The 26,472-nt window shown below is 64.1% G+C and carries 18 protein-coding genes and 1 pseudogene; 3 read left to right on the top strand and 16 right to left on the bottom strand.

Annotation, left to right across the window (positions count from 1 at the left end; translation table 11 throughout):
• Positions 1-8 precede the first annotated feature (8 nt).
• From ECTPHS_RS00860 to ECTPHS_RS00850, 3 genes are read left to right on the top strand one after another with little or no spacing between them, the layout of a single operon-like run.
• Positions 9-1,133: a hypothetical protein gene (locus ECTPHS_RS00860; RefSeq protein WP_008930775.1), complete on the top strand. Its 1,125-nt coding sequence runs from the start codon at positions 9-11 to the stop codon at positions 1,131-1,133.
• On the top strand, positions 1,123-2,001 hold the full coding sequence (locus ECTPHS_RS00855; RefSeq protein ID WP_008930774.1) for a DUF2169 domain-containing protein: 879 nt from the start codon (positions 1,123-1,125) through the stop codon (positions 1,999-2,001). The genes ECTPHS_RS00860 and ECTPHS_RS00855 overlap by 11 nt, the downstream gene beginning before the upstream one ends.
• Positions 1,998-3,077, top strand: a complete 1,080-nt coding sequence (locus ECTPHS_RS00850) for a hypothetical protein (protein ID WP_008930773.1) — start codon at positions 1,998-2,000, stop codon at positions 3,075-3,077. Before ECTPHS_RS00855 ends, ECTPHS_RS00850 begins: the two co-directional genes overlap by 4 nt.
• Here the strand turns inward: ECTPHS_RS00850 and msrA are convergent.
• The 16 genes and pseudogenes from msrA to ECTPHS_RS00770 form a co-directional block, all read right to left on the bottom strand.
• Positions 3,074-3,739, bottom strand: a complete 666-nt coding sequence (gene msrA / locus ECTPHS_RS00845; RefSeq protein ID WP_040404712.1) for a peptide-methionine (S)-S-oxide reductase MsrA — start codon at positions 3,737-3,739, stop codon at positions 3,074-3,076. The two genes, ECTPHS_RS00850 and msrA, sit on opposite strands and share 4 nt — an antisense overlap.
• Positions 3,740-3,805: 66 nt before the next feature.
• Positions 3,806-4,366, bottom strand: a complete 561-nt coding sequence (locus tag ECTPHS_RS00840; RefSeq protein ID WP_008930771.1) for a hypothetical protein — start codon at positions 4,364-4,366, stop codon at positions 3,806-3,808.
• 52 nt (positions 4,367-4,418) lie between these two features.
• On the bottom strand, positions 4,419-5,786 hold the full coding sequence (locus ECTPHS_RS00835; protein WP_008930770.1) for an RNA-guided endonuclease TnpB family protein: 1,368 nt from the start codon (positions 5,784-5,786) through the stop codon (positions 4,419-4,421).
• Positions 5,783-6,412: pseudogene (locus tag ECTPHS_RS00830) on the bottom strand (IS607 family transposase). Before ECTPHS_RS00830 ends, ECTPHS_RS00835 begins: the two are co-directional and overlap by 4 nt.
• A gap of 137 nt (positions 6,413-6,549) precedes the next feature.
• Positions 6,550-8,646: a TRAP transporter permease gene (locus ECTPHS_RS00825; protein ID WP_246828286.1), complete on the bottom strand. Its 2,097-nt coding sequence runs from the start codon at positions 8,644-8,646 to the stop codon at positions 6,550-6,552.
• A gap of 181 nt (positions 8,647-8,827) precedes the next feature.
• On the bottom strand, positions 8,828-9,826 hold the full coding sequence (locus ECTPHS_RS00820) for a TAXI family TRAP transporter solute-binding subunit (RefSeq protein ID WP_008930766.1): 999 nt from the start codon (positions 9,824-9,826) through the stop codon (positions 8,828-8,830).
• A gap of 237 nt (positions 9,827-10,063) precedes the next feature.
• The gene (locus tag ECTPHS_RS00815; protein WP_008930765.1) at positions 10,064-10,765 is read right to left on the bottom strand and encodes a M48 family metallopeptidase; all 702 of its coding nucleotides are present in this window, start codon (positions 10,763-10,765) and stop codon (positions 10,064-10,066) included.
• Positions 10,762-14,127, bottom strand: a complete 3,366-nt coding sequence (locus ECTPHS_RS00810) for a type I restriction endonuclease subunit R (protein WP_008930764.1) — start codon at positions 14,125-14,127, stop codon at positions 10,762-10,764. The genes ECTPHS_RS00815 and ECTPHS_RS00810 overlap by 4 nt, the downstream gene beginning before the upstream one ends.
• 44 nt (positions 14,128-14,171) lie before the next feature.
• A complete protein-coding gene (locus ECTPHS_RS00805) occupies positions 14,172-14,624 on the bottom strand; it encodes a putative toxin-antitoxin system toxin component, PIN family (RefSeq protein WP_050814177.1) in 453 nt (150 codons plus the stop codon).
• Positions 14,608-14,853, bottom strand: a complete 246-nt coding sequence (locus ECTPHS_RS00800; RefSeq protein WP_008930762.1) for a hypothetical protein — start codon at positions 14,851-14,853, stop codon at positions 14,608-14,610. The genes ECTPHS_RS00805 and ECTPHS_RS00800 overlap by 17 nt, the downstream gene beginning before the upstream one ends.
• 71 nt (positions 14,854-14,924) lie before the next feature.
• A complete protein-coding gene (locus ECTPHS_RS00795; protein WP_008930761.1) occupies positions 14,925-16,757 on the bottom strand; it encodes a DUF262 domain-containing protein in 1,833 nt (610 codons plus the stop codon).
• 46 nt (positions 16,758-16,803) lie between these two features.
• Positions 16,804-18,141, bottom strand: a complete 1,338-nt coding sequence (locus ECTPHS_RS00790) for a restriction endonuclease subunit S (protein WP_040404676.1) — start codon at positions 18,139-18,141, stop codon at positions 16,804-16,806.
• Positions 18,134-20,557, bottom strand: coding sequence for a class I SAM-dependent DNA methyltransferase (locus ECTPHS_RS00785; protein WP_008930759.1), 2,424 nt, complete (start codon positions 20,555-20,557; stop codon positions 18,134-18,136). Before ECTPHS_RS00785 ends, ECTPHS_RS00790 begins: the two co-directional genes overlap by 8 nt.
• 285 nt (positions 20,558-20,842) lie before the next feature.
• Positions 20,843-23,434, bottom strand: a complete 2,592-nt coding sequence (locus tag ECTPHS_RS00780) for a cellulose synthase subunit BcsC-related outer membrane protein (protein WP_008930757.1) — start codon at positions 23,432-23,434, stop codon at positions 20,843-20,845.
• Positions 23,431-24,594 carry a glycosyl hydrolase family 8 gene (locus ECTPHS_RS00775; RefSeq protein WP_008930756.1) on the bottom strand — a complete coding sequence of 388 codons (1,164 nt, stop codon included), beginning with the start codon at positions 24,592-24,594 and terminating at the stop codon, positions 23,431-23,433. The genes ECTPHS_RS00780 and ECTPHS_RS00775 overlap by 4 nt, the downstream gene beginning before the upstream one ends.
• A gap of 10 nt (positions 24,595-24,604) precedes the next feature.
• Positions 24,605-26,472: cellulose biosynthesis cyclic di-GMP-binding regulatory protein BcsB (locus tag ECTPHS_RS00770; RefSeq protein ID WP_008930755.1), on the bottom strand; the 1,868-nt coding region annotated here is incomplete at its 5' end.

Genomic DNA, 26,472 nt, shown 5'->3' with positions numbered 1-26,472 from the left:
GTGGCACCATGATCCTCCCCCTGTGGCGTGATCATGAACGGCTGGCCGTCCAATGTTATCGGATGCTGCGCCATCACCGTGCCCTTGCCCTCGGCCCGGCCACGCCCCTGGCCCGCCTGGAACGGCGGCTGCTGGCGCACTGGCTGATCCTGGCGCGGGACCCCGCGTCGGTCTGCCCGGATGACGGCGGCGACCTGATTCACGTCACCCGCTGCGCGGCTCGGTGGCTCTCGACCCGGCCGCCCGCGCCCGAGGAAGTCCGTGATTGCCTGCGGGAGCATCCCGGGCATCCCTGGGGCTGGTTGCTGGAACATCTGCCGCCCGAACACCCCCAACCCTGGCTTGAGGCCCTGACCCCATGCCCGACCCTGGCCCCATGGCGGTGGCGGATGCTTGCACACCTGGCCGTGCCGGCCCCGGAAATCTGCCCGGCCCATGTCCCGGCGGCACCGGATGAGGCCCTGGCGGCCCTGCGCTGGGGTGCCGATGTCCCATGGGCACCGGCCGACTGGTTCAGGCACCCGGACCCGACCTTGCCCCCCGAGGCCCTGGGCTGGCAACTGCGGGGCGGCCTGGTGCGCGGCCTGCTCCCACCATCGCGGATTCAGCGCCATGAAGCGTCCCTGGCCGGATCCGCCCAGGGACTGCGCCTGCTGGGCGCCACCGGTCTGCCGCAGGTCCTACCCAGGCTGCTGGATGCCCTGCCCGAACACCCGGCCGCCGCCTGGGGGCTGGCATTGCACGGCACCCGCGCCGCCACCGACATCCTCATCGGCGCCCTTGCCGATCCTCGCGCCCTGCCCCATGCACTGCCGGCCTTCGAGGCAGTGAGCGGCCTGACGCTACCCGGAATCCAGGGGCCGCGTCCCCTGTCGGTACCGTCCCCCCAGGAACAGGCCATGGTCTGGTGGCGACGTGTCCAGCGCGACGGCCTGGGTACAATCCCCTTGTGGCAGGGGCGGCCCCGCAGCCACGGGACCCTGCTGAACTGGCTCGAAGCCCATGCCGGACGGGACACCGACGGCCCGCAACTGCTGCTTTCCCTGGGCCTGGGGCGCCCCTTGGGCATCCCCCCCGGCGCCTGGCAGAATCGGCGCCACCCAGCCCTGAGACAGCTGCGCCATGACACTTGAACTGTACAATCGCAGCCCCTGGTCCGTGGGCCTGTTTTCCGGCCGGGCACGGGATGGAACGCCCCGGTACACCCTGGTCGTCAAGCGCACACACCGGTTTGTACCTTCACGGGAAGACCCGGAACCCCTGCATCCCTGCGCCCCCCTGATCACCGCGGACGCCTATCAGGGCGAACCGGGCGACAGCCCCCTGCTGCGGGCCACGGAAACCGTCCCTTTCAAGCAGGGGGCCGATGTCCTGATCACCGGCCTGGACGGACTCATGGACGGCCTGGATGCACGCACACTGAAACTGACCCTGTGCCGTGAAGGCCGGATACTGCTGGACAAGATCCTGCACCGGCAAGGCGTCACGTCCCGGCGACGGGGCTGGCCGCGACCCTGGGCCGGCCTCATGTCCCGGCGCATGGGATCGGGTCCCGTGCCCGGCCATGCCGCCCCCCAGACCCGAAGGCTGCTCGGCCTGGCACCGCTGCCCACGCGACTCATGACCCTGCCCTTCCAGGAGTCCCTGCCCGCCGACGCCTTCAACCAAGCGCCCCCTGATCAGCGACTGGCGGAGCCGCTGGCGGGCCATGAAATCCTGAGCCTGCAACCCATGTCCGGCCACCCCGGGGTGGAGCCCCTTCGACTCAGGCTGCCGGCCGAACCCATCACGGCATGGTGCCGGATCCAGGGTCAGGACATGAAACCCCTGACCCCGGTCTGCGATACCCTCTGGCTGGAAGGGGGTACCGGCCTGCTGCACCACATTCATCGGGCCGGGATACCCGCCACGGCAGATACCCGGGGACAAGGCTGGGTCATCGTGGAAGACCGGCGCCGGGCCATGGCCCGGATACCCGTTACGGAACCACTTGCGACATGACCATGCCCCTGCATCTGCATGGCCCACGGCTGTGGACGGCCGTTGGCGGAGATCCGTCGGCCCTGTGGGCGGCGACCCAGACCGGAATGGGGACACAGCAGTTTTCCGATCACCTGGCGGCGCTCATCGCCGGCGCAAACCACAGCCAGGGGCGGATGCGGGTATCCCCGGCCCTTGAGGATATCCCGGACGGCCGTGACCGTGTCCGGCGGGTGCTGGAGCAGGCATTGCAAACCCCGCTGCCGGCAGACTGCACGGTACTCTGGCCCTGCCGGCCCGACACCCTGGAACACCCCTGGCTGGCACCCGAACGGATCTGGGACTGGATGGGGAGAACGGGACTCCGGCATCATCGAGCCCGGCTGCGGATCGAGGTACAGGACGGGTCCGCCGTGGCACTCATGGACAGGGCGCTAGAGGCCCTGCAGGAACAGCCCGCACAGCACTGGATGCTGGGTTGCGTGGACAGTCTGCTGATACCGGAGGTCTTGTCCACGCTGGCGGCGGAGGGGCCGGGGCCGGCCTGGGATGAAGATGACGGCCTGGTGCCCGGAGAGGCGGCCATCTTCATGTCCGTCTCCCTGTCCGGCACCGGTCCGCACATCCGTGCCTGGGATGCATGCCCGGAACCCCGTCATGCCGACCCATCGGGTGGCGAGTACCTGGCCTGGGCCATGGCCCTGCAGGGCAGCCTGGATCAGGCGGGCCTGGATGCCTTCGATCTGGACGGCGTGGTGCTGCCGGGCAATCCGGGGTGGGATGCCGCCATGGAATGGTACGGATGCCACGCCAGGATCTGGCCGCTACGGGATGGCGACACCCCTACCCTGGCCGACACGCACCCTCCCGCCATGGACCTGAGGGGCGTGCTGGGAGATGCGGGCGCGGCCGGGTATCTGCTGCAACTGGCGCTGGGCATGGGCTGGATGGAGGGGAGTCGGCGACTGGCTGCCCGGGGGTGCGGCAGAGGACCGCGAACGGTGGCGATCCTGGATCGTCCCCTGGCGGCGGAACGGGGTACCGCAATCCTGGAAATGGCGGAACCGGATCCGCTCCACGGACGGCCCGAGTCCTAGAGCGCCCGCTCCAGATCGGGGGATTCCCAACGGGGACAGACCACGCCGGTACCACCCAGACCGCAATACCCGTCGGGATTCTTGGCCAGATACTGCTGATGGTAGGCCTCGGCATGGTAAAAGACCGGGGCCGGCAGGATCTCGGTGGTGATATCGCCCAGGGCGCGGGTCTTGAGCGCCGCCTGGAACGCGGATCGGGACTGTTCCGCCTGCGCCGCCTGGTGAGCGCCATGGGTATAGATACCCGAGCGATACTGGGTACCCACATCATTGCCCTGGCGCATGCCCTGGGTGGGATCGTGGGACTCCCAGAAGGTCCTGAGCAGATCGGCATAACGGATCCGGGCGGGATCGAACACCACCTGGACCACTTCGTTGTGACCCGTCATGCCGCTACAGACCTCCCGGTAAGTGGGATTGGGTGTGAAGCCACCGGCATAGCCTACCGCCGTGCTGTAAACACCGGCCAGCCCCCAGAACCGCCGCTCCGCGCCCCAGAAACAGCCCATCCCGAACAGGGCCGTCTCCATGCCCTCGGCAAAGGGAGGCTTGAGGGGGGTACCCAGGACATAATGGTGTTCGGGAACCGGCATGGCTTCCTGCCGCCCGGGCAGGGCCTGTTCCGGCGTAGGCATGGCGGTCTTGCGCAGGAAGGAAAACATCACGTCATACCTCTGGGATGGGGTATGACGCATCATAGTTGATTTCTTTACTCGGGAAAACGGTGGCTACCGGTTCCATCCGTGATGATGATCCTGAAATGACGCCATCGGGTCGGATTCCGGTTTCGGGTCGGGCCCGGGGGTCAGGCTCAGATGACGGATATCGATCCTCGGTTCCGGCACTTCCCGGTGCTCACCCAGGGTGACCCCCGGTTCCGCCAGGGTCAGGCCGGACAGATCCACTTCCAGATCGGGAGGCGGCACCCGGTCACTCAGATCAGCCCCCGGTGGTGCCAGGGTCAGATCCGGTGCCGCGCCGGCACCACCATCGGACTCGGCTATTGTGGCAGGGGCGTCAGGGGCGGCATCCTGCCCTTCGGTGGTCGGTTCGGCGGCGCAGGCCATGATCCGTGCCACCACCCCGGCCTCTCGCAGCAGCTGAAGGTAACGGCGTGCGGTCGCCTCGTCCACTCCCTTTTTGACCACCACCGGCTTACCGGCCAGCATCCCTTCCACCCGGGTTTCCGGCACCCGGAACAGGGTCGCCAGTCGGGCTCTGGCAGTGGCCACATCCACACCATCCATGGGTGTACCGGTCACGGCCACCAGATAGGCCTTGTCCGTCATCTCATGCCTGCTCCTAAAAACCTAAACAAAGTTGCTCATGGTGGTTTTTCGGTCATTCGCTCTCCGTTGATAGCACCCGGTTTGATCCGGGCGAGCAACTGGAGTCCTGGTTGAGCAGTCCCAACCGGAGGCGCTCAGTCCGTGCTTGCAAGATCGCCTTCACCGTTCGATGCGGCGTGAACCGCTCGATGTCCGGGTCGGACAATCTTGCCAGCACGTTTTGCGCAGCATTCTGGTCCGCCTGCAACACAACCCCGTCGAAACAGTGAAACCGATCCCCTTGGCGTTTACCCAACAGGCATCCGTTACGGGAATCCATTTGCGATGTGTAGGCAGGATTGACCAGAACGACCGCAGAACCTCTGCGGCTCGAAACGCTATCAAGCGCTTCGACAATGACACCTTTCGTCCAGGCTGCAAGCCTGCGATTGATGTTCTTACCGAAGGACTTGCCCGCCATCGGGGCTGTGAGGTCTTCCGCCGCAATCACGGCGGCTTTATCGACAACGGCGTGAACCGATTGAAAAACGATGTCGCGAACCCGCGCATGGGTTTTACCCATCTGCCGATTGAGCTTTTTGCGCCCGAGGTTGAAGTGGCGGATGCGCTCGCGCTTGCGCGGATTGCGCGTGTTATTGGCAAGCGCGCGCAGCTTTGATCGGCGCTGATACTTGGCTTTGAGCCGATCGGATTGTTCGCGCAGCACCTGGCCCAACTCCGGGCCGTGATGTTCCCCATCGGAATCGACCAGCACCTCGGAGTAGCCTTTGTCGATCCCGATGGTACGCGTACCGCAATCCTGCGTGGTCTCGGCCTCGATGGTGATGTGGATTTCCACGCGGTCATCATCAGTGATGATGATCCGCAGGGTGCCGGTGGGTTCGACGGTGGTGTTGAGCGGGATGGCAATGCGAGCGCCTTTGACGAGGCCGGGAATCTTGATCCAGGCGCGCCCACCAAGGTGAAAGGTGGTGTAGTTGTCCGACCGGACGATGATCTGGTTGTGGGTGTGGGTGTGCCCGCGCGCCCAAGTCCGGCGCATGATCCGGCGCAAATAAGCGTCGCTCGTCCAGTCGTTGGCCTTGAGCGCGGTGAACAGGCGCTTTTGCTCGGTCTTGTCTTGGGTGTGGTGCCAGATGCAGCGGCGCGCCTTGACCTTGGCGGCTTCCATGCAAGCGGTGATGTCGCCCTTGGCATCGCGCAGAGTCTCTTTCCAGGCATTGGCCGAGACAGGAAAAACCCGCTTGTCCTTCAGCCATTGGTCACGAATCTGGCGATCCGACATGCCCACGCCTCCGACAGACCCAAACCGCTGCCAGACCTCGGAGCGCACCTGCCCAAGCCTGCGCGCTTGCTCGCGTAAGGCAGCGACCTTGCCCGGGTTCGGGCGCTTGGCATGCAGAATCCGCGTGACCTTCATTCGCAGGTGTCCTTGGGTGCATGGATCGACACGTCAGGAAAATCCTTCTTGATCTGTTGTTTGTACTTGCCCATTCCATACAGCCGGCAACTGAAGGTATGCACAATCGCCAGCAAATCCTCGACCATCTCTTGCTCGGGGGAGAGGGAGTCCTAATTGACCACCACAATTTCGCAGCCGTTTTCCTCGGCGATGTGCGCAAACAGATCAAACCCAAAGCGCATCAGACGGTCTTTGTGGGCGATCAGCAACAGGCGCACTTCCCCGCGCTGAATCCGATCGACCAGGCCGAGAAAACGCTTGCGCTTGAAGTTCAGCCCCCCGCCGATCTCATGAACCCACTCATCCACCGCGATCCCCGCGCCCAGGCAGTAGGTTTCCATTGCTTTGACCTGGGAGGCAAGATCGGCTTTTTGCCCAGCGCTGGAGACCCGGCAATACACCACCACATCGCGCGTCTTGGGTACCCCACCCAGCATCAGGCGAACATCGGACTCATCGAAATACCGATGCCCAGAGGGCAGGCGCTTGGCCTGCAACTTCCCCTCCCGCTCCCAACGCCGCACGGTCTGTACTGACCGCCCAATGCGCTTGGCAAACTCACCTATGCTGTATCTGCTACTCATAATGAGTAATTATGGATTGCTTTGATAATAAATCAAGCAACTGTTAATTTCTCCTTTTCGATTCGGATTCGATTCGGAGCGACACCTTCAGTGCCTGGTCCGGCCCCGCAACGGGGCCGGACCGTCGGCGACATGGCTCAGGAATCAGTAGCCGGCGCCGGCTTGCTCCTGGCCATCTTTCGCTGCCACAGGAACAGGATCACCGCCAGCCCCAGACCCACCAGGTCGGTGAGCAGATCCCCGGAGATGGCCATCAGCGCACCGGCAAACAGCAGTACGCGGATGGGCCATCCCGCCGCCCCGAAGAACCAGCCCTGGGCCGCACCCGCGAGCATGAAGACGCCGATCATGGCAGTGGCAAAGCTCTGGGCGATCTCGGTCCACTCACCTTCCATCAGCAGGGCCGGATGATAGAAGAAGATGAACGGCACGATGAACGCCGCCAGGCCCACCTTGAAGGCGGTCACCGAGGTGCGCATGGGTTCGGAACCCGCAATCGCCGCCCCCGCGTAGGCCGCCAGGGCCACCGGCGGGGTGATGGCGGAGATCACCGCAAAGTAGAACACGAAGAAGTGTGCCACCAACGGGGCCACGCCCATCTGGATCAGACCCGGTGCCACCACCGATGCCGCCACCGCGTAGGCCGCCGTGGTGGGCATGCCCATGCCCAGCAACACGGAGATGCACATGGCAAACAGCAGGGCCAGCAGCTGGCTGTTCTCGGCCACGCCCAGGAGCAGGGAGGAGAAGCGCAGACCCACCCCGGTCAGGCCGATCACACCCACGATGATCCCGGCACAGGCACAGACGGCGATCAGCTGGATGGACATGCGGGCCGCCAGTTCCAGGGCGCGGGCGGACCCGAACAGCCCGAGACGGAACGGCGTCAGCCAGCTCACCACCACGGCACTCATCAGGGCCACCGTACCGGCGCGAATGACCGAGTAACCCATGAACAGGGCACCGATGAGGATGATGATGGGGGCAAACAGGTAGACCTGACGCAGCAATTTACCGATCTGGGGCAGATCCTTGGAGGGCAGCCCCTTCATGCCGGTCTTGGCCGCTTCCATGTCCACCATGAAGTAGACGGAGGCAAAGTACAGCAGGGCCGGGATCAGGGCGGCAATGATCAGGTCGGTATAGGGAATCCCCGTCACCTCCGCCATGATGAAGGCACCCGCCCCCATCACCGGGGGCATGATCTGCCCGCCGGTGGAAGCCGCCGCCTCGATGGCGCCGGCGCTGCGGGGCTTGTACCCCACCCGCTTCATGAGGGGGATGGTCAGGGAACCGGTGGCCACCACGTTACCCGCGGAGGTGCCGTTGATCATGCCCATCAGGCCGCTGGCAAACACCGCCACCTTGGCCGGGCCACCGCGGGCGCGACCGGCGGCGGCAAAGGCGAAGTTGACGAAGTAGTCACCCACCTTGGAAGCCTGCAGGAAGGCAGCAAAGGCGATGAACAGCACGATGTAGGTGGAGGACACCGCCGTGGTGGGGCCAAGGATGCCGTTGTCCGTGTAGATGTAGGTGATGAAACGGTCGGCATCATAACCGCTGTGCTCCAGGACGCCCGGCAGCCAGGGGCCGACGAAACCGTAAAGAATGAAGATACCGGCGATCACCACCAGGGCCATGCCCGCCACCCGCCGGGTCAACTCCAGGATCAGCAGGATACCGGCCGTGGCGACCCAGAAATCGGTCTGCTCGGGGATCACGCCCATGCGGAACTGCAGCACGTCCAGGTTGGACAGCAGGTAGGCACAGACCGAGATGCTGGCCGCCATCAGGGACCAGTCATACCAGCCGATGCGATCGGAACGGGGCTTGAACATCCAGGCAAAGACGATGCCCAGCACGACGCTGGCCAGCAGCGCCCAGCTGAAAGTCTGGAATATCCACCCGGGCAGACTGTAGGTGTCGTGGCCCAGGCGCAACTTCATGTACAGCGCGACGGCCATGGCCGCCAGGGCGTAGAGGGCAAGACCCACGGTCAATACCATGGGCAGCAACTCCAGGAACCATCGTCGTTTTCGTGGATCCGCCGGTGGCACACAGGCGGCCACGATGGCAAAACCGATCACCAGGGCACCCGCCACGTGGACGATGCGGAAAGCCCAGGTTTCCATGGGAATGACGTTGAGGACCAGGAGGTGGAAACTGGTATAGGTCAGGCCGAGGAAGAACAGCAGCACCTTTTGCCAGCGGGTGAGATTCCGCTGTGATGACATGCCCTCTTCGGCATCGGCAAGGGACGCAGCATCAATGGGGCCCGATTTTTCGGAGCTCGTCATGGGGAGGATCTTCTGAACGTACAGGTTGAGTCAGCCGGTTTTCCGGATAAAACACTTTGGGCCGCGCTCAGCGCGGCCCAAAGCAGCGAACCTTTCCGGGTTCTCGATCAGTCCTCGATCAGTCCTTGTACTCGGGCGGAATCAGGTGCTCGGGCACCTCGATGCCCCGCTCCTTGTAGTAACGCACCGCCCCCGGATGGAACCACATGAAGGTGTTGTGGACCATGTTCTCGGCCAGGGTTTCCTCGGCGGAGCGGTGGATGGTCACCATGCGATCGTTGTTGTCCAGCACCGCCTTCATGATCTCGTAGACGAAGGACTCCGGCATGTTCTTGTTGGCAATGGCGAAGTTCCACAGGGCCACGGTGGGCTGCTCTTCAGCCACGGTGCGGTAGGTGTTGGCGGGGATGACGAAGCGGCTCACCGGATGATTCTGGGTGACCTTGGCGATCTCTTCCTCGTTAAGGGAGAAGATGTTCACCGGTTGCTGGGCCTCGATCTGGCTGAAGGCGGAGATGGGTACGCCGGCGGCGAAGGCGAAGGCATCCAGCATGCCGTCCTGCACCTGACCCACCTGGTCGGCGGCGCCGCCGTAGCGGACACGCACGTTAAGGCCCAGGTCGTTGAAGAAACGGGGCCAGAATACGCTGGCGGTACCGCCACGGGGACCCACGCCGACGCGCTTGCCGTCCAGGTCGGAGATGCTGCTGATGCCGGAGCGCTTCAGTGCCACCACCTGCAGGGGGGTCTGGTACATGGGGAAGAGGGCACGCACGTCGCGGGTCTGCAGACCACGGGCCACTTCCAACTGACCGTCCCAGCCTTCGCGGGCGGGACCCATGGTGGTCATGCCGAATTCCAGACGACCCTGATGCACCAGCACCATGTTCTGGGTCGGGCCACCGGTCACCTCGGCGGAGGCATTGACACCCACCATTTCCTGGATCATGCCGCCCCAGCCGGCACCGTAGATGAAGTAGGTCCCACCCTGGGATGCCGTACCAATGTTGACCGAATTCGGCCACCCGGCACGATCCTGTGCCGACGCCGCCCCCGCGGTCATCAGCATGCAGCTCAGGGCGGCAACACCCGCCCAGCGGAAACAACTTCTCAACATGGCAACACTCCTCCTGGGAGTACGGGCAACCATCGAGGGTTGCCTGGGATGTCTTGATGGTTTTGGATCTTTCGGGCCACCCCGAGAGACTGCCATGTCCCAGACGGCCAAGCCCGTTGCCGAAGATAGCATAGACTGTGGGAGGATTTTCATGCCGGCGCAAGATTCCGTTGACACGGGTCGGTATCGGCGCCGTCCAGGGGGGTGGCGGAACGCGTTCTGAAGCGGCTCACCTGTTCAAACCCCCTCCACCTCGATCCCATGCCGGGCCAGCCAGCCCTTGCGCTGCTCATAATCCGGCATGACCCGCTCCAGGCGACGCCAGAACGCAGGGGTGTGATGGGGTTCGTGCAGGTGAACCAGTTCATGCACCACCACATACTCGGCGATAGGGCGGGGCAGCAGGATGGTCTTCCAGTGGAAGTAGACCCGGTTTCCCTTGCCGCAGGAGCCCCAGCGATAGCCCAGGTCCTGGACCTTCACGCCCGCCGGCTCCACCCCCATGCGCCGGGCCTGCGCCTTCACCCTGGCGGTCAGCCAGTCCGTGGCGCGGGCGCTGTACCAGCGGATGAAGTGTTCCCGGGCATTGGGCAGGGCGTCCTCGCGAAGCTGGAAGCGCCCCGCCACGAGCTTGAGCGGGGCGTCCTGGGCATCATCGGGTACGCGCTTGAGCCGGTAGCTGCGGCCAAGGTAGAGGAATCCCTCGCCGTTGACGTACTGCTTTTGCGGCAACCGGCGGCGGCTCTCGGCCTTCTCCGCCAACTTTCGGTAGATCCACAGCCGCTTTTCCACCACGAAGTCGCGCAGGTGCTGCTCATCGGTGCCCGAGGGCGCCGAAATGATCAACTCGCCGCCCCGGTCCACGGTGATCTCCAGGGTCTTGCGGCGGGCGCTTTCCCGTACCTCGAAGGTGAGATCATCCACGGACAACCGGATCATGCGTTCGCCAGCTTGTCGTGATTGCTCCGGGCCAGGTCCAGCAACCGCTGCGCCACCTCGCTGGCACGGTCGAAGGGAACCAGCCGCCGGATCATCAGCGTGGTGAACAGGTGCTGACGCAGGGCTTCCTGATCCGGGATGTGCGAGGGCTTCCAGAAGTCGGGGATGGTGATGTCCTGCTGGATCCGGGCCACCAGTTCCTCGGTGGCTTCCAGCAGCCTGTTGGCCTGGGCCGCGTCCAGGGACTCCGGTGTCAGGCCGCTACTGGCCACCAGCTCCCGCCAGAAGGGCTCGGCATGGGCGGGCATGTCCGGGATCGCCTCACCGTCGATGGCGGCGCCTTCACGGAGTTGGTGGATCAGGCCCTCCAGGGCTTCCACCTGTTCGGCCCACTGGCCATCCAGTTGCTGAAGCAGCTCCTCCAGGCGCTCGCTGAGCCGCCCGTACTTCACCGGGTCTTCGTCCATGTGCTTGCGCACGTGAGAGCGAACTGCGTGCTCCATCTCCGAGGCCTTGGCGCGATCGCCCACCTGGCGGCCCAGGTGGGCATCGAACTCGGCATCGGTGAGTTGCACCGGCGGGATGCGCGGATCAATGCCCAGCGAGATCACGTAATCGTCGATCAGCTTGCGCACCTTGTTGCCGATGTCCCGGCCCAGTTCCGGGGTGTCCTTGTAACGGTTGCGGGCCAGGGCGTGGATATAGGCAAGCCGCTTGGCATCATTCACGAACTCCAGCCCCTCGGGACGCGGCAGCACGTCGTCCAGGCCGCGATTGAACGCCTTGAGCTTGACCACGAACTCCGCCCGCACCCGCTCGTCCGCCAGCGCCCGCACCGCTTCCTCGGTATCGTCCAGGTCATCCACGCCCTGCCCGCGCAGCACATCAATCACTCGCAGATGGCGGTCCCGCAGCAGCGGGATCTCGTCCTTGAGGCTCCGCAGGGCACCCTCGATGTCCTCCTCACTGTAGGCGGCCAGGGCCTCCTTGAGGTGGTTGGCCACGCCGAAGTAGTCCACCACGATGCCGTGGGTCTTGCCGTGGCCGGTGCGGTTGACCCGGGCAATGGCCTGCAGCAACTCCGCCTCCCGCAGGGACCGGTCCAGGTACATCACCCCCTCGATGGGGGCATCGAAACCGGTGAGCAACATGCTCTTGACGATCAAAAAGGCCAGCGGATCGTGCTTGGCGGCATCGGTGGGCGGCGTGCCGTCCAGCGGCGGCAGGGGCTTCTTGAAGCGCAGGATATGGCGCTCGACGGCGGCCCGGTCGCTCCACTTTGCCCAGGCGGGGTCATCGTTGTTGCCGCTGCTGAACACCACGGCAAAGGCTAACTGGCGCAGCACCTGGCGATGGCGCCAGGCCTGGATCGACGCCTTCACCCGTGGGGGCCGCGTGAGCAGTTGGGCATCATCCAGTGCCTTGTCCTCGGGGGAGAGGGCCAGGGCTTCCTCCAGCAGTTCGGTGCGGGCTGCCTCCAGGGCCTCCACGTAGCGCAACGCGGCGCGGCGGCTGTAGGCCACCAACTGGGCCTTGTAGCCGTTGGGCAGGATATGGGTGACGTAGTGACGCAGGATGTCCTGGGCCTTTTCCCGGACCAGTTGTGGTGCCTCGAAGATCTGCCCCTTGGTGGCGTACTTCTTCTTGATCGCCTCCAGTTCTTCCGGGCTATGGTCCCGGAACAGGTCCTCGAACAGACCATCCAGGCTGGCGCCGTCCTTGATCGCCCCCTTGGCGGTGCGTCCCTCATAGAGGATGGGCACGGTGGCGCCGTCCTGCTCCGCCTCCTTGATGGTGTAGCGGTCGATGTACTCGCCGAAGATGTCGTGGGTGCGTTTCTTGTCGCCCATGATGATGGGCGTGCCGGTGAAGCCGATGCGGGCCGCGTTGGGCAGGGCACGCATCATGTTGGCGTGCAGGTCGCCGGCCTGGGTGCGGTGGGCCTCGTCCACCAGGATCAGGATGTCCTCGCTGGTGTTGAGCACTTCGAATGGCGCGCTCAGGCTGGGCTTCTTCGGGGTACGACCGCCACTCAAGGGGTCAGGCTCGGCCACATCCCGGTGCGCCCAGTCCAGCCCCCGGCCCTCGGGGATCTCATAGGCATCGCCCTCCCCTTCGGCATCCGGGTCGCGGTATTTCTGGATGGTGCCGAACACCAGACCGGGGCCATCCCGGGCCAGCAGTTTCTTGAGTTCGGTGGTGTTGCCTGCTTTCTCCACGCTCTCGCCGGTAAGTCTGGCGGTATCGGAAAGCTGGGTCTGCAAATCCTTGCGGTCGGTGATCACCACCACCTTGAAGCGGCGCAGGGCGGGGTCGGTGCGTAGCTTACGGACCAGGAATACCATGGACAGGCTCTTGCCGCTGCCCTGGGTGTGCCAGACGATGCCGCCACGGCGATCCGCTTCTCCATCCTGTCGCCGGGTCTTGCCCTGTTTCAGCCGCTCCACGGCCCGGGTCACCCCACGGAACTGCTGATAGCGGCAGACCAGCTTGATGGTCTGGCCGCCCAGGTTCATGAACAGGGTGTAATGGCGCACGATGTCCAGCAGATTGGCCTGGGTCAGCATCCCGGCGATCAGGCGCTGCTGGGCGGAAAGATCCGCCACGCCCAGGTCCAGGGCCACCTCCGCTTCGCGCCGGGGAGCCACCGTCTTCCAGCTCAGGTAGTGGGCAAAGCGGGCACCGACGGTGCCCACCCGGGCATCGTCGAAGTTGCTGGCCACCAGGCACTGGGTGGTGGCAAACAGGGCCGGTGCCCCCTCGTGCTCTCCCACTTCTCCGTCCAGCCAGCGCTGATCATGGTAGCGACGCAACTGGTCCACCGCCTGACTGATCCCCTCCGGCGCACTGCGACTCTTGCACTCCACCACCACCAGCGGGATGCCGTTGACGAACAGCACCAGGTCGGGGATCACATGGCCCTTGGCGCCATCATGGCCGGGCGGGCACTTCACCTTGAACTGGTTGACCACGGTGAAGACGTTGTTGGCAGGTTCATCCCAGTCAATGTATCGCAGCGTCTGGCCACGGCCCCCGTCCCACCCTTCCAGGCCCTCCACCGACAGACCATTGAGCAGCAGATCGGTGGCCTGCTGATTCGCCTCCAGCACCTTGCTGGCGGGGAGCCGGGTGATGGCCGCCACCGCCTGGTCCAATCGCCCATCATCGAGCCAGGGCTTGCCGTCGCGCAGGTTGATGGCGCGCAGCTGCTCCCGCAGCAGCGGTTCCATCACCACCTGGGCGAAGCTGTCGCGGTGGGTCACGGCCGGGTCGTCCACCGAGCCGGCCAGGAAGTCCCAGCCCTGCCCCACCAACTGGTCGATGAAGGGCTTTTCGACGTCCTTATACTCGGGACCTGTCATGTTGCGGCTGCTCCGTGGTTCGGTGGTTCCGAGCTTGTTGGCCCTCACCCGGCCACCTGAACCGGGGCGGCGCTGCCCTGAGACCCAGTGGTGCAAATGTTCAAAGCGCTGGTGGCATTAAGAATCTGGATTCCCTGCCAGGGATGCAGCACCAGCAAATCGTTGTCGCCGGTCACAATGATATCGGCCTGAGCAGCCAATGCCGTGGCGATCACCACATCGTCGTCCACATCCCGGACGGTGCGCTCAATGGGTTGTGGCGTAACCAACTTGGCCAACATGCCGTAACGCTGCATAAGGAAGGTCGGACTGAGTTCTTGGGATTCGAGTAACTCCGCGAACTTGTCGCGGGAAAGAACATCAGCCAGTTCATCCAGCAATGCACTGCTGGTATACAGTGTTACGCGACCATCCCTTGCCCAGGTGAGTAATTGGCGCGGCACACCGCCCCAAATCAAACCTGACACCACGATGTTGGTGTCAAGCACCAGACGCACGTTTCTGCCCCTGCGCCCGCACCGCGTTTACTTCCTGTTGAATCTCTTCCATGGTCATTGATGGAAAATTTGCTGCCGCCAGCTTATCGGCGGCGGTGAACAGGTCGTCGATCGCGTGGCGGCGCAAGTGCTCGCGCAACATCGCTTCAATGGCATGCGGGTCGAGCAATCCGGCGTCCTTGGCCGCTTTGGCCAAGCCATCCGGCAAATCAATGGTCAGAGTTGTCATGGGCCTCTCCCGGAAAATGAACCTCGATCAGATTGTAGCTCCTGAAGTACCCCATCTCGACCTTTAGACCTTTACTGAATGAGAGCATCCTCCACCACGTCTCCACCCTCATCCGACCCCACCAGCGACTTCTTGCCCATGGCCTTCTCGATGATCTCCAGCAGACGGCGCTTGCGCTGCTGGTAGAAAGCATCAAAATCATCGGCGCGCAACGTCTCGGCGGGGATGCGGTGGCCTTCCAGGATGGCGTTCATCGCCCCATCGTCAAGCTGGACCTGCTGATGACCCTGCAGACGGGCCAGATAGGCCGAAGGCGCATCACCGCCGATCATGCGATTGGTCCTGGCGGAGATCGGCGTCTTGTTGATGATGGAATCATAGACGCGATAGGAGAGGCCCTGAGCCTGGCACCAGGCGCGGGGGAAGATATGGTGGATGTCGAGTTCGACGCCCTGGTTATCCAGTGCCTGGATGTCACCCTTCCAGAAGAAATCCTCGGCGCCTTCGCGAAGGATCAGCACATTGATGCCCTTGTAGGCGGCGCTGTTACGGCTGCGCAGCGACTCCAGGCGGGTGGGATCAAAAGAGGCATCGATCACGGTGCGAGGCAGTTCGGCATCATCCTCGAACCAGATCATCAGCTCCTCCAGGTCCAGGGCGATGCGGGTTTCCACGGCGCCGCCGTAAAGCTCCCCCAGCACACCGCTCCAGAACCAGCGGGAGAGCTTGGCGTGGATACGCGGCTCCCGCCAGCGCTTGCCCAGCAAGGTCATCACTGCGGCCAGGGGCACCAGCTGGGTGGCATAGGGCAGCTCGCGGCGGCTGTAGAAACATTCGCCCTTGAGGAAATAGGAAGCCTCGACAAAGCCCTTTTCCACCGCATCGGCCCAGCGCCGGTAGGCTTCCAGGGGCAGGTCCAGGACGGAGGCGCGCTTGGCACTGACCGGGCGCACCTGCTTGCCCGTCTTGCCGGCACGGAGGTCATCCAGCTTGCGCTCCCGGGTGTGCAGCAGGGTGATGGCCTGAAGCAGGTCGGTGCTCTGCACGTCCCGGAGCAACTCGTGGGCCTCGAAACGGGCCTTGCGGGAGGCCACCTTGCGGATGTCGGAGCCGAACCAGTCGTCCCGCAGGTTATAGCCCTCGGCGGCATAGCTGGCGGTGATCAACTCGAACACCGACAACTGCACACCCCCGGTGTTCACCTTCTCGAACACCAGACAGACCGCCTCCTTGGAGGTCTCCTTTTTCAGTTCGATCACCGGCAGTTGATAGGCGGAGAAGGCACTGATGATCTTTTCCTGGAACTGGAAGTAGGTGCCGATCTCGTCCTTGTTGTACTTGAACAAGTCACCGGCCCAGTCGTTGGGTGACAGCAGCTTGTCGCAGGGGAAGTACAGTTGCTCGCACTCCAACTGGCGGGTGGACAGGTCGATATCCACGTCCCGGCCAAAGTTCTTGCGGGTCTGGCGATGCTCGTCCACCGCGATCACCGCGTCCTCCAGGCGATCCTCCCCCTCCAGGGCGGTGCGGATATCAAAATAGTAGTGGCGCTTGATGGGCTTGCCCTTGCTGGTACGGGTATTCACCGGAGTGTCCAGACCCACCGCCTGAGTCAGGCTGGTGAGGCGCTGCTGACCGTCGAGGATCAGCTGATCCGGGGATTGGGTCACCCTGTCCGGGTCGATGCCCTCCACCGGGCGGGTCTCGAAACGCACTTCGCCACCGGTCTCCATCAGCATCACCGCGCCCACGGGGAAGGAGCGGGCAATGCTGACCAGGAGGCTCTGCACGTGGTCGTCGTCCCACACCCAGCCGCGCTGAAAATCGGGGAGCTGGATCTTGCCGGTGGTGATGTCCTTGAGCAGTTCCGGGAGAGAGCGCTTGGTACTGTCGAAGGTGGTCATTGCGACTCCCTGTGTGATGTGATCCTGATGTTGCGGGTGTCTCGGTCTATGCCGGGGTGGGGGTCTGGGCCTGGTCGAGCAGCGGGGTGACGCGGACGCGGCCGGTGAGGAGGTCGTTCATGAGGCCCTGTTTTTGAGCCTTCATTTTGTCTAATCTAAGCCTCTCGTTAGCGATGCGGCTTGAAAGAGACGTAGCTCTCTTGACGATCTCTTTTTGCTCACCGTAGTCAGGAGTGGGAAAAAGTATTTGCTCAACGCGAAAAAGAGCCAACTTTGGCACGCCACCCCCTGTCCCTTTCTCTGCCTCGACCTGCTTCTGGGAGGTTTCGGAGTTCATGGCGAAGGCAAAGTATTCGGGGTGAATGCTGCTATTCAACACGATGCGTGCAGCGTTTTCCGTCAATATCACTCGATAACTTTCGGCATCAGCAGGGGAGTGAATACCGAAATAGCCTATGGAGCCCGCTATAGATACGAATGCGTCACCCGGCTGTATCTCGTAGCGTGAGAGAATATTGAATGTGGCTTCGTCAAGAGGTTCCAGGCGACCCGCGCAGTATGGTTTACCATAAAAATCGGTAACCCTTAAATATCTAAAGCATGTTTCTTGCGAGCTGTAGTCATGTCCATATGGAAGTCTCTTTCCGCCTTTCACTTGGCCAATGGAGGCCACGTTATTAATTGACCAATCCTTTGGCAACAACCCCAGCGGCGAATCCTTGTAAAGCTCCGGCGCCTGCTCGGGGCTGGGGCGGAGCTGGCCGTTCTCGTCGATGCCGCGGGTCAGCAGGTCGTGGAGCAGGCCCTCCTTGACCTTCTCCAGCTTGGCGATCAGCGCCTCGGTTTTCTGGATCTGGGTGTCGAGGGTGTCGAGGATGCGGGCGATTTTTAGCTGTTCAGCATGTGGTGGCGCCGGCACACAGATCTTTCGGAACTGAGAACCGGATATTTCAAGGAAAGTTGTTCCAGATGCGAGGCGCACCAACTCATCTTTTAACTTCGTTGACCAGTGATAATAATAGTCAGCACTAAAATCCTTGGTAAAAGCTATGCTCTTGAAGCCTTGATTCGTCGTTGCCGGAGCCGCATTGAGAGCCGCTGCACCTAACGAGGCGCGCGTTGTGATCAGCAGGCTATTGGGCGGCAGCAACTTTGCGCCACTTCGCACCAGACCTTCAGTGGTAATCTTTTCATTCGTTTTCTCCAAGCACTTCCTTCCAAGCCCTGTCACCTCACCAGGAGTGACCCATGGAATATCACCCCCCCAATACCGGGGATTACTTCGACTAGGGGTGCCGCCGCTGATAACTTCCCCAATCTCCTCGATGAAAAGAATGCTCCAGTCACTTGGCAATTCAGAAAGTAGCTGCGGATAATCAGACATAACCCAACCCCTCCAAATACCCCCGCAACTCCTTCGCAGCCGCATCCCGCTCGGCCTCAATCTCCCCCAGCGTCACCCGATACTTGTCCCACCAGGTCTCGAACGCCGCGATCACCTGCTGGCGCTGCTGGCGAATGTAGCGCTCCAGGATGCCCTTGAGGTCGTTGTGCAGGATGGTGCCCACCAGTTCGGCGGCGGCCGGCTCGTCCAGGGCGTCCACGGCGGCGTTCAGGTGTGCCTCGAAGCTGGCCACCTTGGCCTTGTGCTGCTTCCTGACCTGGGTGCGCTCGCTCTTCCAGGCTTTGATCTGCTCCGGCGTCGGGGCGTCGTCGTCCTCGCCGTTGTCGGATTCTGACTCGTCGCCGTCATCGCCCTCGGGCTTGGCCTCGGCCGCCTTGATGCGGGCGTCCAGTTCGGCCTTGCGGGCGGCCAGCTCTTCCAGTTCCGCCACATAGTCCTCCATCAGGAAGTGGACCAAACGGTGGTCGAGGGGATTGGCCTTGCTCTGCTCGTCTTCCAAAAGGCTCACGATGGCGGTGCGCCAGGCGTCCACCACGCCCAGGCAACCACGGGCCTGCAGGGTGCGGAACTCGTTCTTGTTGTCGAACCAGAAGCCGGCAATGATGCCGCGCACCGCAAAACGATCCAGCATGGCGGTGGGTTCCAGGGCTGACGAGAAACTGCCCAGCAGTTCGTCCCGCAGTTGGGTGAGGCGGCCCCCGTTACCGGACAGGCCGGTGATGCTGCCACCGTGCTCGCTCCACCAGCACTCGAAGGCGGCCATCACTCGGGCTTCCTTGGCGGTGAGGCCGGCATCGGCCTCGATGGCGGGTTTGAGGTCGCGTTTTTCGGTCAGATGCCCGGCAAAATCCACGTAGTCGGGGTCATCCGCCCTCGGGGTGAACAGCGCCAGGGGGTCGAGGCCCTGGGCATCAAACAGCGGGCGTTTGGCGTCGATCTCGGCCACCGGCACGCCACCCAGGAGGTGGGCGCGTACATCCTGGGGCTCCGGCGGCGGGGTGTTGTCGGCGTAGCGGCGGATGTTGAGGTTGTAGTCGTTGTCCCGCAACTCCGAAAGCGGCACCACCCGGGCGAAGCCGGGCACATCCTCGAAGGCATCATAGGTGCTGGCGATCTTCTCGATGTGCTCCGGCAGCAGATGGTTCTGGGCGCGGCCTTCAAAGAATTCCCGGTCGGCGTTGATGAACAGCACCCGGCCCTGACGCTCGTCGGGCTTGGCCCCCTTGGCCCGCAGCACCAGGACGCTGGCGGGGATGCCGGTGCCGTAAAAGAGATTGGGCGCCAGGCCGATCACCGCCTCCACCAGATCATCCTCCAGCAGACCGGCGCGGATGCGCTTCTCGTCACCGCCCCGGAACAACACGCCGTGGGGCATGACGGTGGCCAGGCGGCCATCGGACTTGAGGCAGGCCACCATGTGCTGCAGGAACATCAGGTCGGCCTTCTTGGCCCCCTCCGGCACGCTGCCGTAGTGGAAGCGCTCGGGGAAGTGCGGGCTGGGGGTGTAGCCGATGGAGAACGGCGGATTGGTGAGGATGCGGTCGAAACGCCTGAGTTCGCCGCCCTCCACATGCTGTGGGTCGGTGAGGGTGTCTTCGTTGCGCAGGTCGGCGCTATTCACGCCGTGCAGCAGCATGTTCATCTTGGCGATGGCCCAGACCGAGCCGGAGGCTTCCTGGCCGAAGAGGTTGAGGAGGCGGGGATTGCCGCCCTGCTCTTCCAGGTACTCCTTGGCATGGATCAGCATCCCACCGGAACCCATGCAGGGGTCGTACACGCTGTGGCCCTCCTGGGGATTCATCAGCCGCACCATCATGCGCACCACCGGGCGCGGGGTGTAGAACTCACCGCCCTTCTTGCCGGCGGAATCGGCGAAGTCGCGGATCAGGTACTCGTAGGCCGCGCCCAGCAGGTCGGGGAACTCGAAGTCCTCGTTGCGCAGGCGGTATTCGCTGAAGTGAACGATCAGATCCCGGAGCTTCTTGTCCGGCAGGGTGGTGGAACCCACCTTGCGGGTGAAGTCGATGTGCTCCAGCACCCCGGCCAGGCTGGGGTTGTGTTCTTCCAGGCCGGCCAGTGCCTTGTTGAGGGCGCTGCCCACTCCGTGATGGGCTTCCTTGAGCAGATACGTCCAGCGGGACCGGGGCGGCACATAGAAGGTGGCGCGGTACCAGTCGGGCATCTCGATCTGCGGGGCCATATCAGCCTCCCCCACCCCCGCCTGCCTGAGTTGGTCACGAACCTCCTCCCGGCGCTGCTCGAAGACGTCCGAGCAGCGCTTCAGGAAGAGCATGCCAAAGATGTACTCCTTGAACTCGGAGGCATCCATGCGCCCGCGCAGGATATCGGCGGCCCTGAACAGGTGCCGCTCAAGCTGGTTGAGGGTGAGGATCATGGGCTGCGATGATTACGTTTACGATGAACCGACCGCATCAGGGCGGCCGTGGCGGCCGGTTAGCGTAGCCGATTTGATTTCGTTTGACAAATCAAGGCATGAGGCATTTCGCAGCCATGAACCTTTCCCCGTGGCGGATCAGTCCACGGCAGGGTCGGTACCGACCTGCTGCAACCGGGCCACGCCGGCGGCCAGATGCTCCAGAAAACTGGCCCCCTCGCCTTCCAGCACTCAAAAGACCGCTACCATCACTGTATCCCTGGACCCGGCAAGGGCGCGAGTGGCTCAGTCGCGCCGGTCGAACACGCCATAGAGATCGTCCGGGCGTAGTCGATGTCGGGCTTCCAGCGGAATCCGCAGCCCGGCGCCAACCCACCACTGGTCAAAACGAGGGGCACTCGCCACCCCGGCATTGACGCTGACAATAAGGTGCGATGACACCCGCCATGCAGCGCGGAATTCGGCGTCACCGCCCACCCCGGTGTTACGTGACTCAGTGTAATCCGCACCGTCCAAGCCCTGACCGGGAAAGCGTGGCGCCGCGGCCTCTCGCACACTGCCCCAGGCAGTCGCGCCCCGCAGCTGGGCGAGCCAGTCGCGGTCGCCGCCGGTGAGCGCGTCGAACTGCAACCCGACCCGAACATCGCGTTCGGGGCTGTAATAGCCCCCGTGGCCGAAGGTGTAATGGCTCAGGTTGTGCTGGTAGCCGGTCCAGGAGGCGAAAGGGCCGGCACGCAGGTGGTTCCCCCCGTCGCCCGGCCAGAGGTCGCGACTGTAGTCGATGCGCACGGCCGAGCGCTGATTTGAGCGGACGTGCCTGCCATTGAGCCAGCCGTGCTCGACCTTGAACGACACCCCCTGATGTTCGCCGGTGGCAACGTAGGGGTTGAGTTCGATCCGGGTCTCGTGCACTGCTCCCCAGCGCCTGCCGGAAACCGGATCGCGCTGCCCGGTGAAGGAGAGCAGGCTGTCTTCGCGCGCCTCGCCGACGAGGGCGACCCGGGTGGTGGTTGACTCGGTGAACCAGGTTGCCGACACACCGAAGGTTGGACGGCCATCCACCGCCCCGCCGCGCCCGCCGCTGCCGATCTCGGCCTGCAGCGTGTAATCGAGCTGCTCGCGCCGCAACCGCAGCAGCCACTCGTCGATGTTCGCCGTGCGATGCGGGTTGAAGGCATCGATCACCCCGTCCCGCCCACGAAACCCCAACGCCGCATCGGCCGCCGGCATGCCAGCATCAAAATGGGAGTAGCGCGCACCCAGATCGACCTGCAACCCGTCGCGCACCGAACTGAGGCCGACATGGGCGCGCCCGATCTCGGCGCGGTCCAGTCCGCGAGTGCCCCGGCTGCCCGAGGCATCGAATCCGGTGCTCAGGGTCCAGTGACGGATGCCTGTCCGCTCGGGCTCGGACAAGGTCTCGTGCAGATCGTACTGTCCGCGTGCGAATGCACGTGTGGCACGCTGCTCGCGTAAATATCGCGCGAGCGCCGGCGATGATTCGGCCAGTCGATCCAACTCACGCTGCCGTCCGGCGTGCTCGAAACTACGCACCACGCCAGGTTCCAGTCCGGCGCGCATGGCCGGACCAACAAGACGCTCAAAACGCAGCGCGGCCTCGTCGTAGCCACCGACCTCAAGCAGCGCCCAGGCCATGATCTCGCTGACTTCCGGCAGTATTATCCCGCGCTGCTCGATGATTCGCCCAAGTGCGATCGTGGCATCGATATCGTGCGCTTCCCAGGCGCGATAAAACGCGCTCATCTGCAGATCGTTGCACAAGGCATCCAGGCGCGCCGACACGCCGGCCTCGCAGGCAAGCGCCTCGGCGCGCTCAAGCTCACCAGAGGCCTGCCAACTCACTGCACGGCCGTAGCGCGCCACCTCGGCATCGGCCACAAGGGCAAACACCTCCCTGGCCTCCGCCCAGCGCTCACGCTCGAACAGTGCCCACGCGATCGCCTCAGCAGGCGCTCCTCCGGCCGACTGGCTGGCGCGGATCGCCGCGATGCCCGCCGACAGATCTCCGGCGTCGAGAATCAGGGCTCGGGCGCGTTGCCCCTGCGCGAGTGCCAGCCCCTCGCGGGCCGATTCGGCGCGTCCCCAGTGGCGTGCGCGCTCAAACCAGGCGAGCGCTTCGTCGGCCGCACCGAGATCCAGCGCCCACCACCCGAGTAGCAAGGCGGCTGCGCCATCCTGGCGGTATTCAGCTTCGCTTTGCAAACCCTCGAGTTGCACTGCACTCAACGTGATGTCGGGGCTGCCAAGCGCCTCGAGACGCAGGTTGTAGCGACGCTCCATGACCACAGAACGACCGGCGCGGCTCAAGCGGTGATCCGCCAGATCCTCGACTTGGGTGAGTTGAGCAGCCAGTGACCCGCCACGCAGCAATTCGGCTAACGTGCCCTGCGCCACGCCGACATCGTTGCAGCGCACCAGCATCGTGATCAGCACACTGCGGGAACCGCGCGCATCACGCCACGCGGTAGCCGGGTCGTCGCATGGATCCAGCGGTCGACCGGGTGCGACCCGTCCCGGCAGCTCATTAGCCCGCATCGCGTCCTCGATTGCACGGGCGAGGTCGCCTTGCGGCACCCAACCCGGATGGGTCGCCTTCAATCGTTCGAGTTCGAGCGTCACCATCCGGATGTTGCCGCGTTGCAGGTGGTACCACAGGCTGCGTTCATCCGGACCGGACGCCGGCGGCGTCTCCTGGAACCCGTCGACGTCATCGATCACCGCAGGAGGTTCGATACGCGGAGGCTTGCGCTCAACTTCGACCTGGGCCCGGGCATCAGCGGTGCCGATGACCAGCGCCAAGGCGAACGCACAGGCCTTCAGCTGCGGGTGGGACACCAGGGACATGGGTTTTTTCATCTCGATGCGTCCTGCGCGGCGACCCGCGCGAGCAGCCCGAGGCTCCAGGAGAAATATCCGTCATCGTCGGAGAAATCGGGCCATTGATCGGCGTCGACCGATACCCCGTCGTCGAGGGCGCGGGTGACGAGCGCGATCGCACGTACCCCGGCCGATGCATCGTAATCCGCTTCCGTCCCGGTTTCGAGGTCCACCCAAGCGGAAAAACGTCCGTCCTCACGCGCGTTCCACCAGGCCATGAAGGGCGCCAGATCGTCGCTCTGCCAGCGAACCCGACCCCACACCAGATGCAGTGGGATACGCACCGCATTGAAACCATAGACCGGATCAAAATCCGCAGCCGGTCCCAGCAACGCACCCGATTCCAGGCCGAGTGCGAGCCAGTCCGGCGGCAGGGCATGCGTGCCGAAGCGCGCTTCACGCATCAGGGCCTGCCCGTCCGCGGCCAGTGCTGCCCAAGGCTGTTCCGGAAAGTGCTCCGCAAGCATGTCGAGGGCCGGAAATACCCAGTAGGACAGGTTGACCACCAGCCGCGCAGGGGTGTCGCCGTCCTCGCCATGTACAAATCCGTCCACGCCAGGCAGCAATATCGTCCGGCCATGCCAATCGACCAGCGAGTGGGTGACGGTAGCGCGTGCCAGAGCATCGGCAAGAGCCAGATAGGCCGGCTCGTTCCAGCGTTTGGCGGCGCGGAGCAGCGCCCAGGCAACCAGGATCTCGCCATCGCTGGCGTTGTTAGGGTCATTCACGCATTCCCCGCCCTCGACCACCGGTGCCCGTTCCATCGCCTTGGCGATCCGCGCACGCTCGGCCTCGGCCGGGCACTCGCCGAAGCGCCAAGCAAGCAGGCCGTCGGCACGTAACAGATGGTCGAAGGTCCAGGCCATTAGGGCATCGAAAGTTTCGCGGTCATCCGCCGCCACCGCAAGCAGCATGCCGTACCCCTGACCCTCGCTGTGGCTGATACTGCCGTTGTCCACATCGAGTACCCGCCCATCACGCACGAAGCGCGCCTTGTAGTGGTGCCAGAGCCTCTCGAAAGGCGCCCCGGCACTCACATGCTCGACCGCAGGTTGTGGCGTCTCAACCCGTGGGTCGCAACCGGCAATCATGAACAACGCCGCCAGCACCGGCACAAAAAACTGTAGCCTTGCGCTCATACGTGCGACCTCAGGTTTGCGCCTCAAAGCCACGGCGACGCCGCCGTAGCAGCCAGCTGGCCGATATCACCAGCAGCAACGCACCGACCACCACCAACGCCAGCCAGTACCATGGGCTGTTCGACAACCATAGGCGAAGCAGCAGCCAGTCCGAACCGTCGCCTATCTCGAAACGATCCACCACCCGGGCGCTCACCACCGGGGTGTCGATGTCGTGCCACAGCACCAGACCACCATCGAGTTGCGACCACACCCGCGGCTGGATCAGAGACTCGATCCGCGCCGCCAGACGTGCATCGTCCTCGGCAGTGACCACCAATACCGCTCCACTCGCTCCGTGCAGGGGGTTACGCATCAAGCTGAGCCCACCCATCGGGCCGAGACCGGACACCTGTGACACACTGCCGCGCAACATATCGTCGAACGCCCCCCCGTACTCCGGTACCGGTCGCAGGCCCAGGCTGTTCACCAGCCAGGCGGCGAACCCGCCGCCGGGAGGCTGGGTGGCGCTGCGGGTGTCGTTGATGGCGGCATAAGGCCAGCGCGTGACACGGCCAAAGGCGACCGACCAGCCGTCGAACAGTGACTCGGGCAAAGCCGAGGTGGGTGCCACGACGATACTGCGGGCGCTACCGGAGAGCTCGTCCAGGCTGCCGCTGTGCAAACGCCAGCCATCATGCGCCACGCCTGCCGCTTGGGCAATGCGTCCGACCAGCGTCAAAGCCGGGCCGACCTGTGCCTGATCGGCGACGAACAGGTCGAGCCGGGTTGCGCCCTGCTCGCTGTTGAACGGGAAACCCGTGTTGCCGAACAGCCTGAGATTGGGTTGCGAAGAGGCTCTGCCGAAGTTGGGCAGTTCGATTGTCGATGAACCCATGACCTGCGCGACCAGATGGCGCCCATCGAGGCCGGCGCATTCGCCCATGATTACCTCGGGGCGCAGCATGAACTCGAAGTCGACCCGGTTGTTGCCCGGCATGAAGCGACGCGCCGGCAGCGCGATACGGTAACGACGGAACATCGTGCCATGCGACTCGTCGAGCAAGCGTCCGTGAACGAAGTCACCGTTGAGGAAGATGTTCACAACCGAGCCCGGACCCATGCCGGCACCGTAGCTCAGATCGAGCAGCAGCTCCACCTGGGCCGAGTCATGGGTGTAGAAGTCGCTTGGCAGTCGCACGTCCAGGCTCAGGCCATGGGCACCGAATCCGCGCATGCTTTGGGTCGGCAGACCGAGATCGGCGAAGCGGTAGGTTCGCTCCGGATGCAGCACCAGGCGTGCCAGCGAAGAGAAATGCGTCGGCGTCTGGTCGCGCTCAACCACGGTCGCGGCCGGCACCGGGTTGAGGGCGTCATCCATGATCGACAGCACACGGGCAGCTTCGAGCACCTCGTCCGCTGTGCGCCCCGAGACGATGAGTTGCACACGCGACGGCATCACCACCCGGCCAGCTTCATCGCTCACCACCGGGGTGTGCGAAATCTCCAGCGTCGGCCCATTGACCGCCGGCGCCTCGGCGCCCAGCAAGCTCGCAAGATGCTCTGCGGTGGCCACAAGGACCAGCGGACCGGCGGTGTTATCCCTGTCGGCCGGGTCGTTCCATTCGACATGGTCAACCAGCAGCGGCATGAAGCGCCGACGCAGGGCGAGCGATTGGGCGACCAGCGGCAGGGCCTCGCTACGCACCACGTCATCGGCGCCGGGCGACAGCAGCGTCACCCGCTTGAAGGCGCCGATACCCGGTCCGAACGCGTGCTCGAGGTCGCTCAAGATCAGCGCCCCACTCCGCGGGGCAAGGGAAAATTCGAGTTGCGACTGGTGCAGGTCGACTTCGGTCCACAGTTCCGGCGCGAGGCTGTCTTCACATCTGTCGGTAT

Origin of the sequence: Ectothiorhodospira sp. PHS-1 (assembly GCF_000225005.1) — a bacterium.
Lineage (GTDB): Bacteria > Pseudomonadota > Gammaproteobacteria > Ectothiorhodospirales > Ectothiorhodospiraceae > Ectothiorhodospira.
The sequence above is the reverse complement of the archived record's forward strand: the minus strand, read 5'-3'. Positions and strand labels throughout refer to the sequence as shown.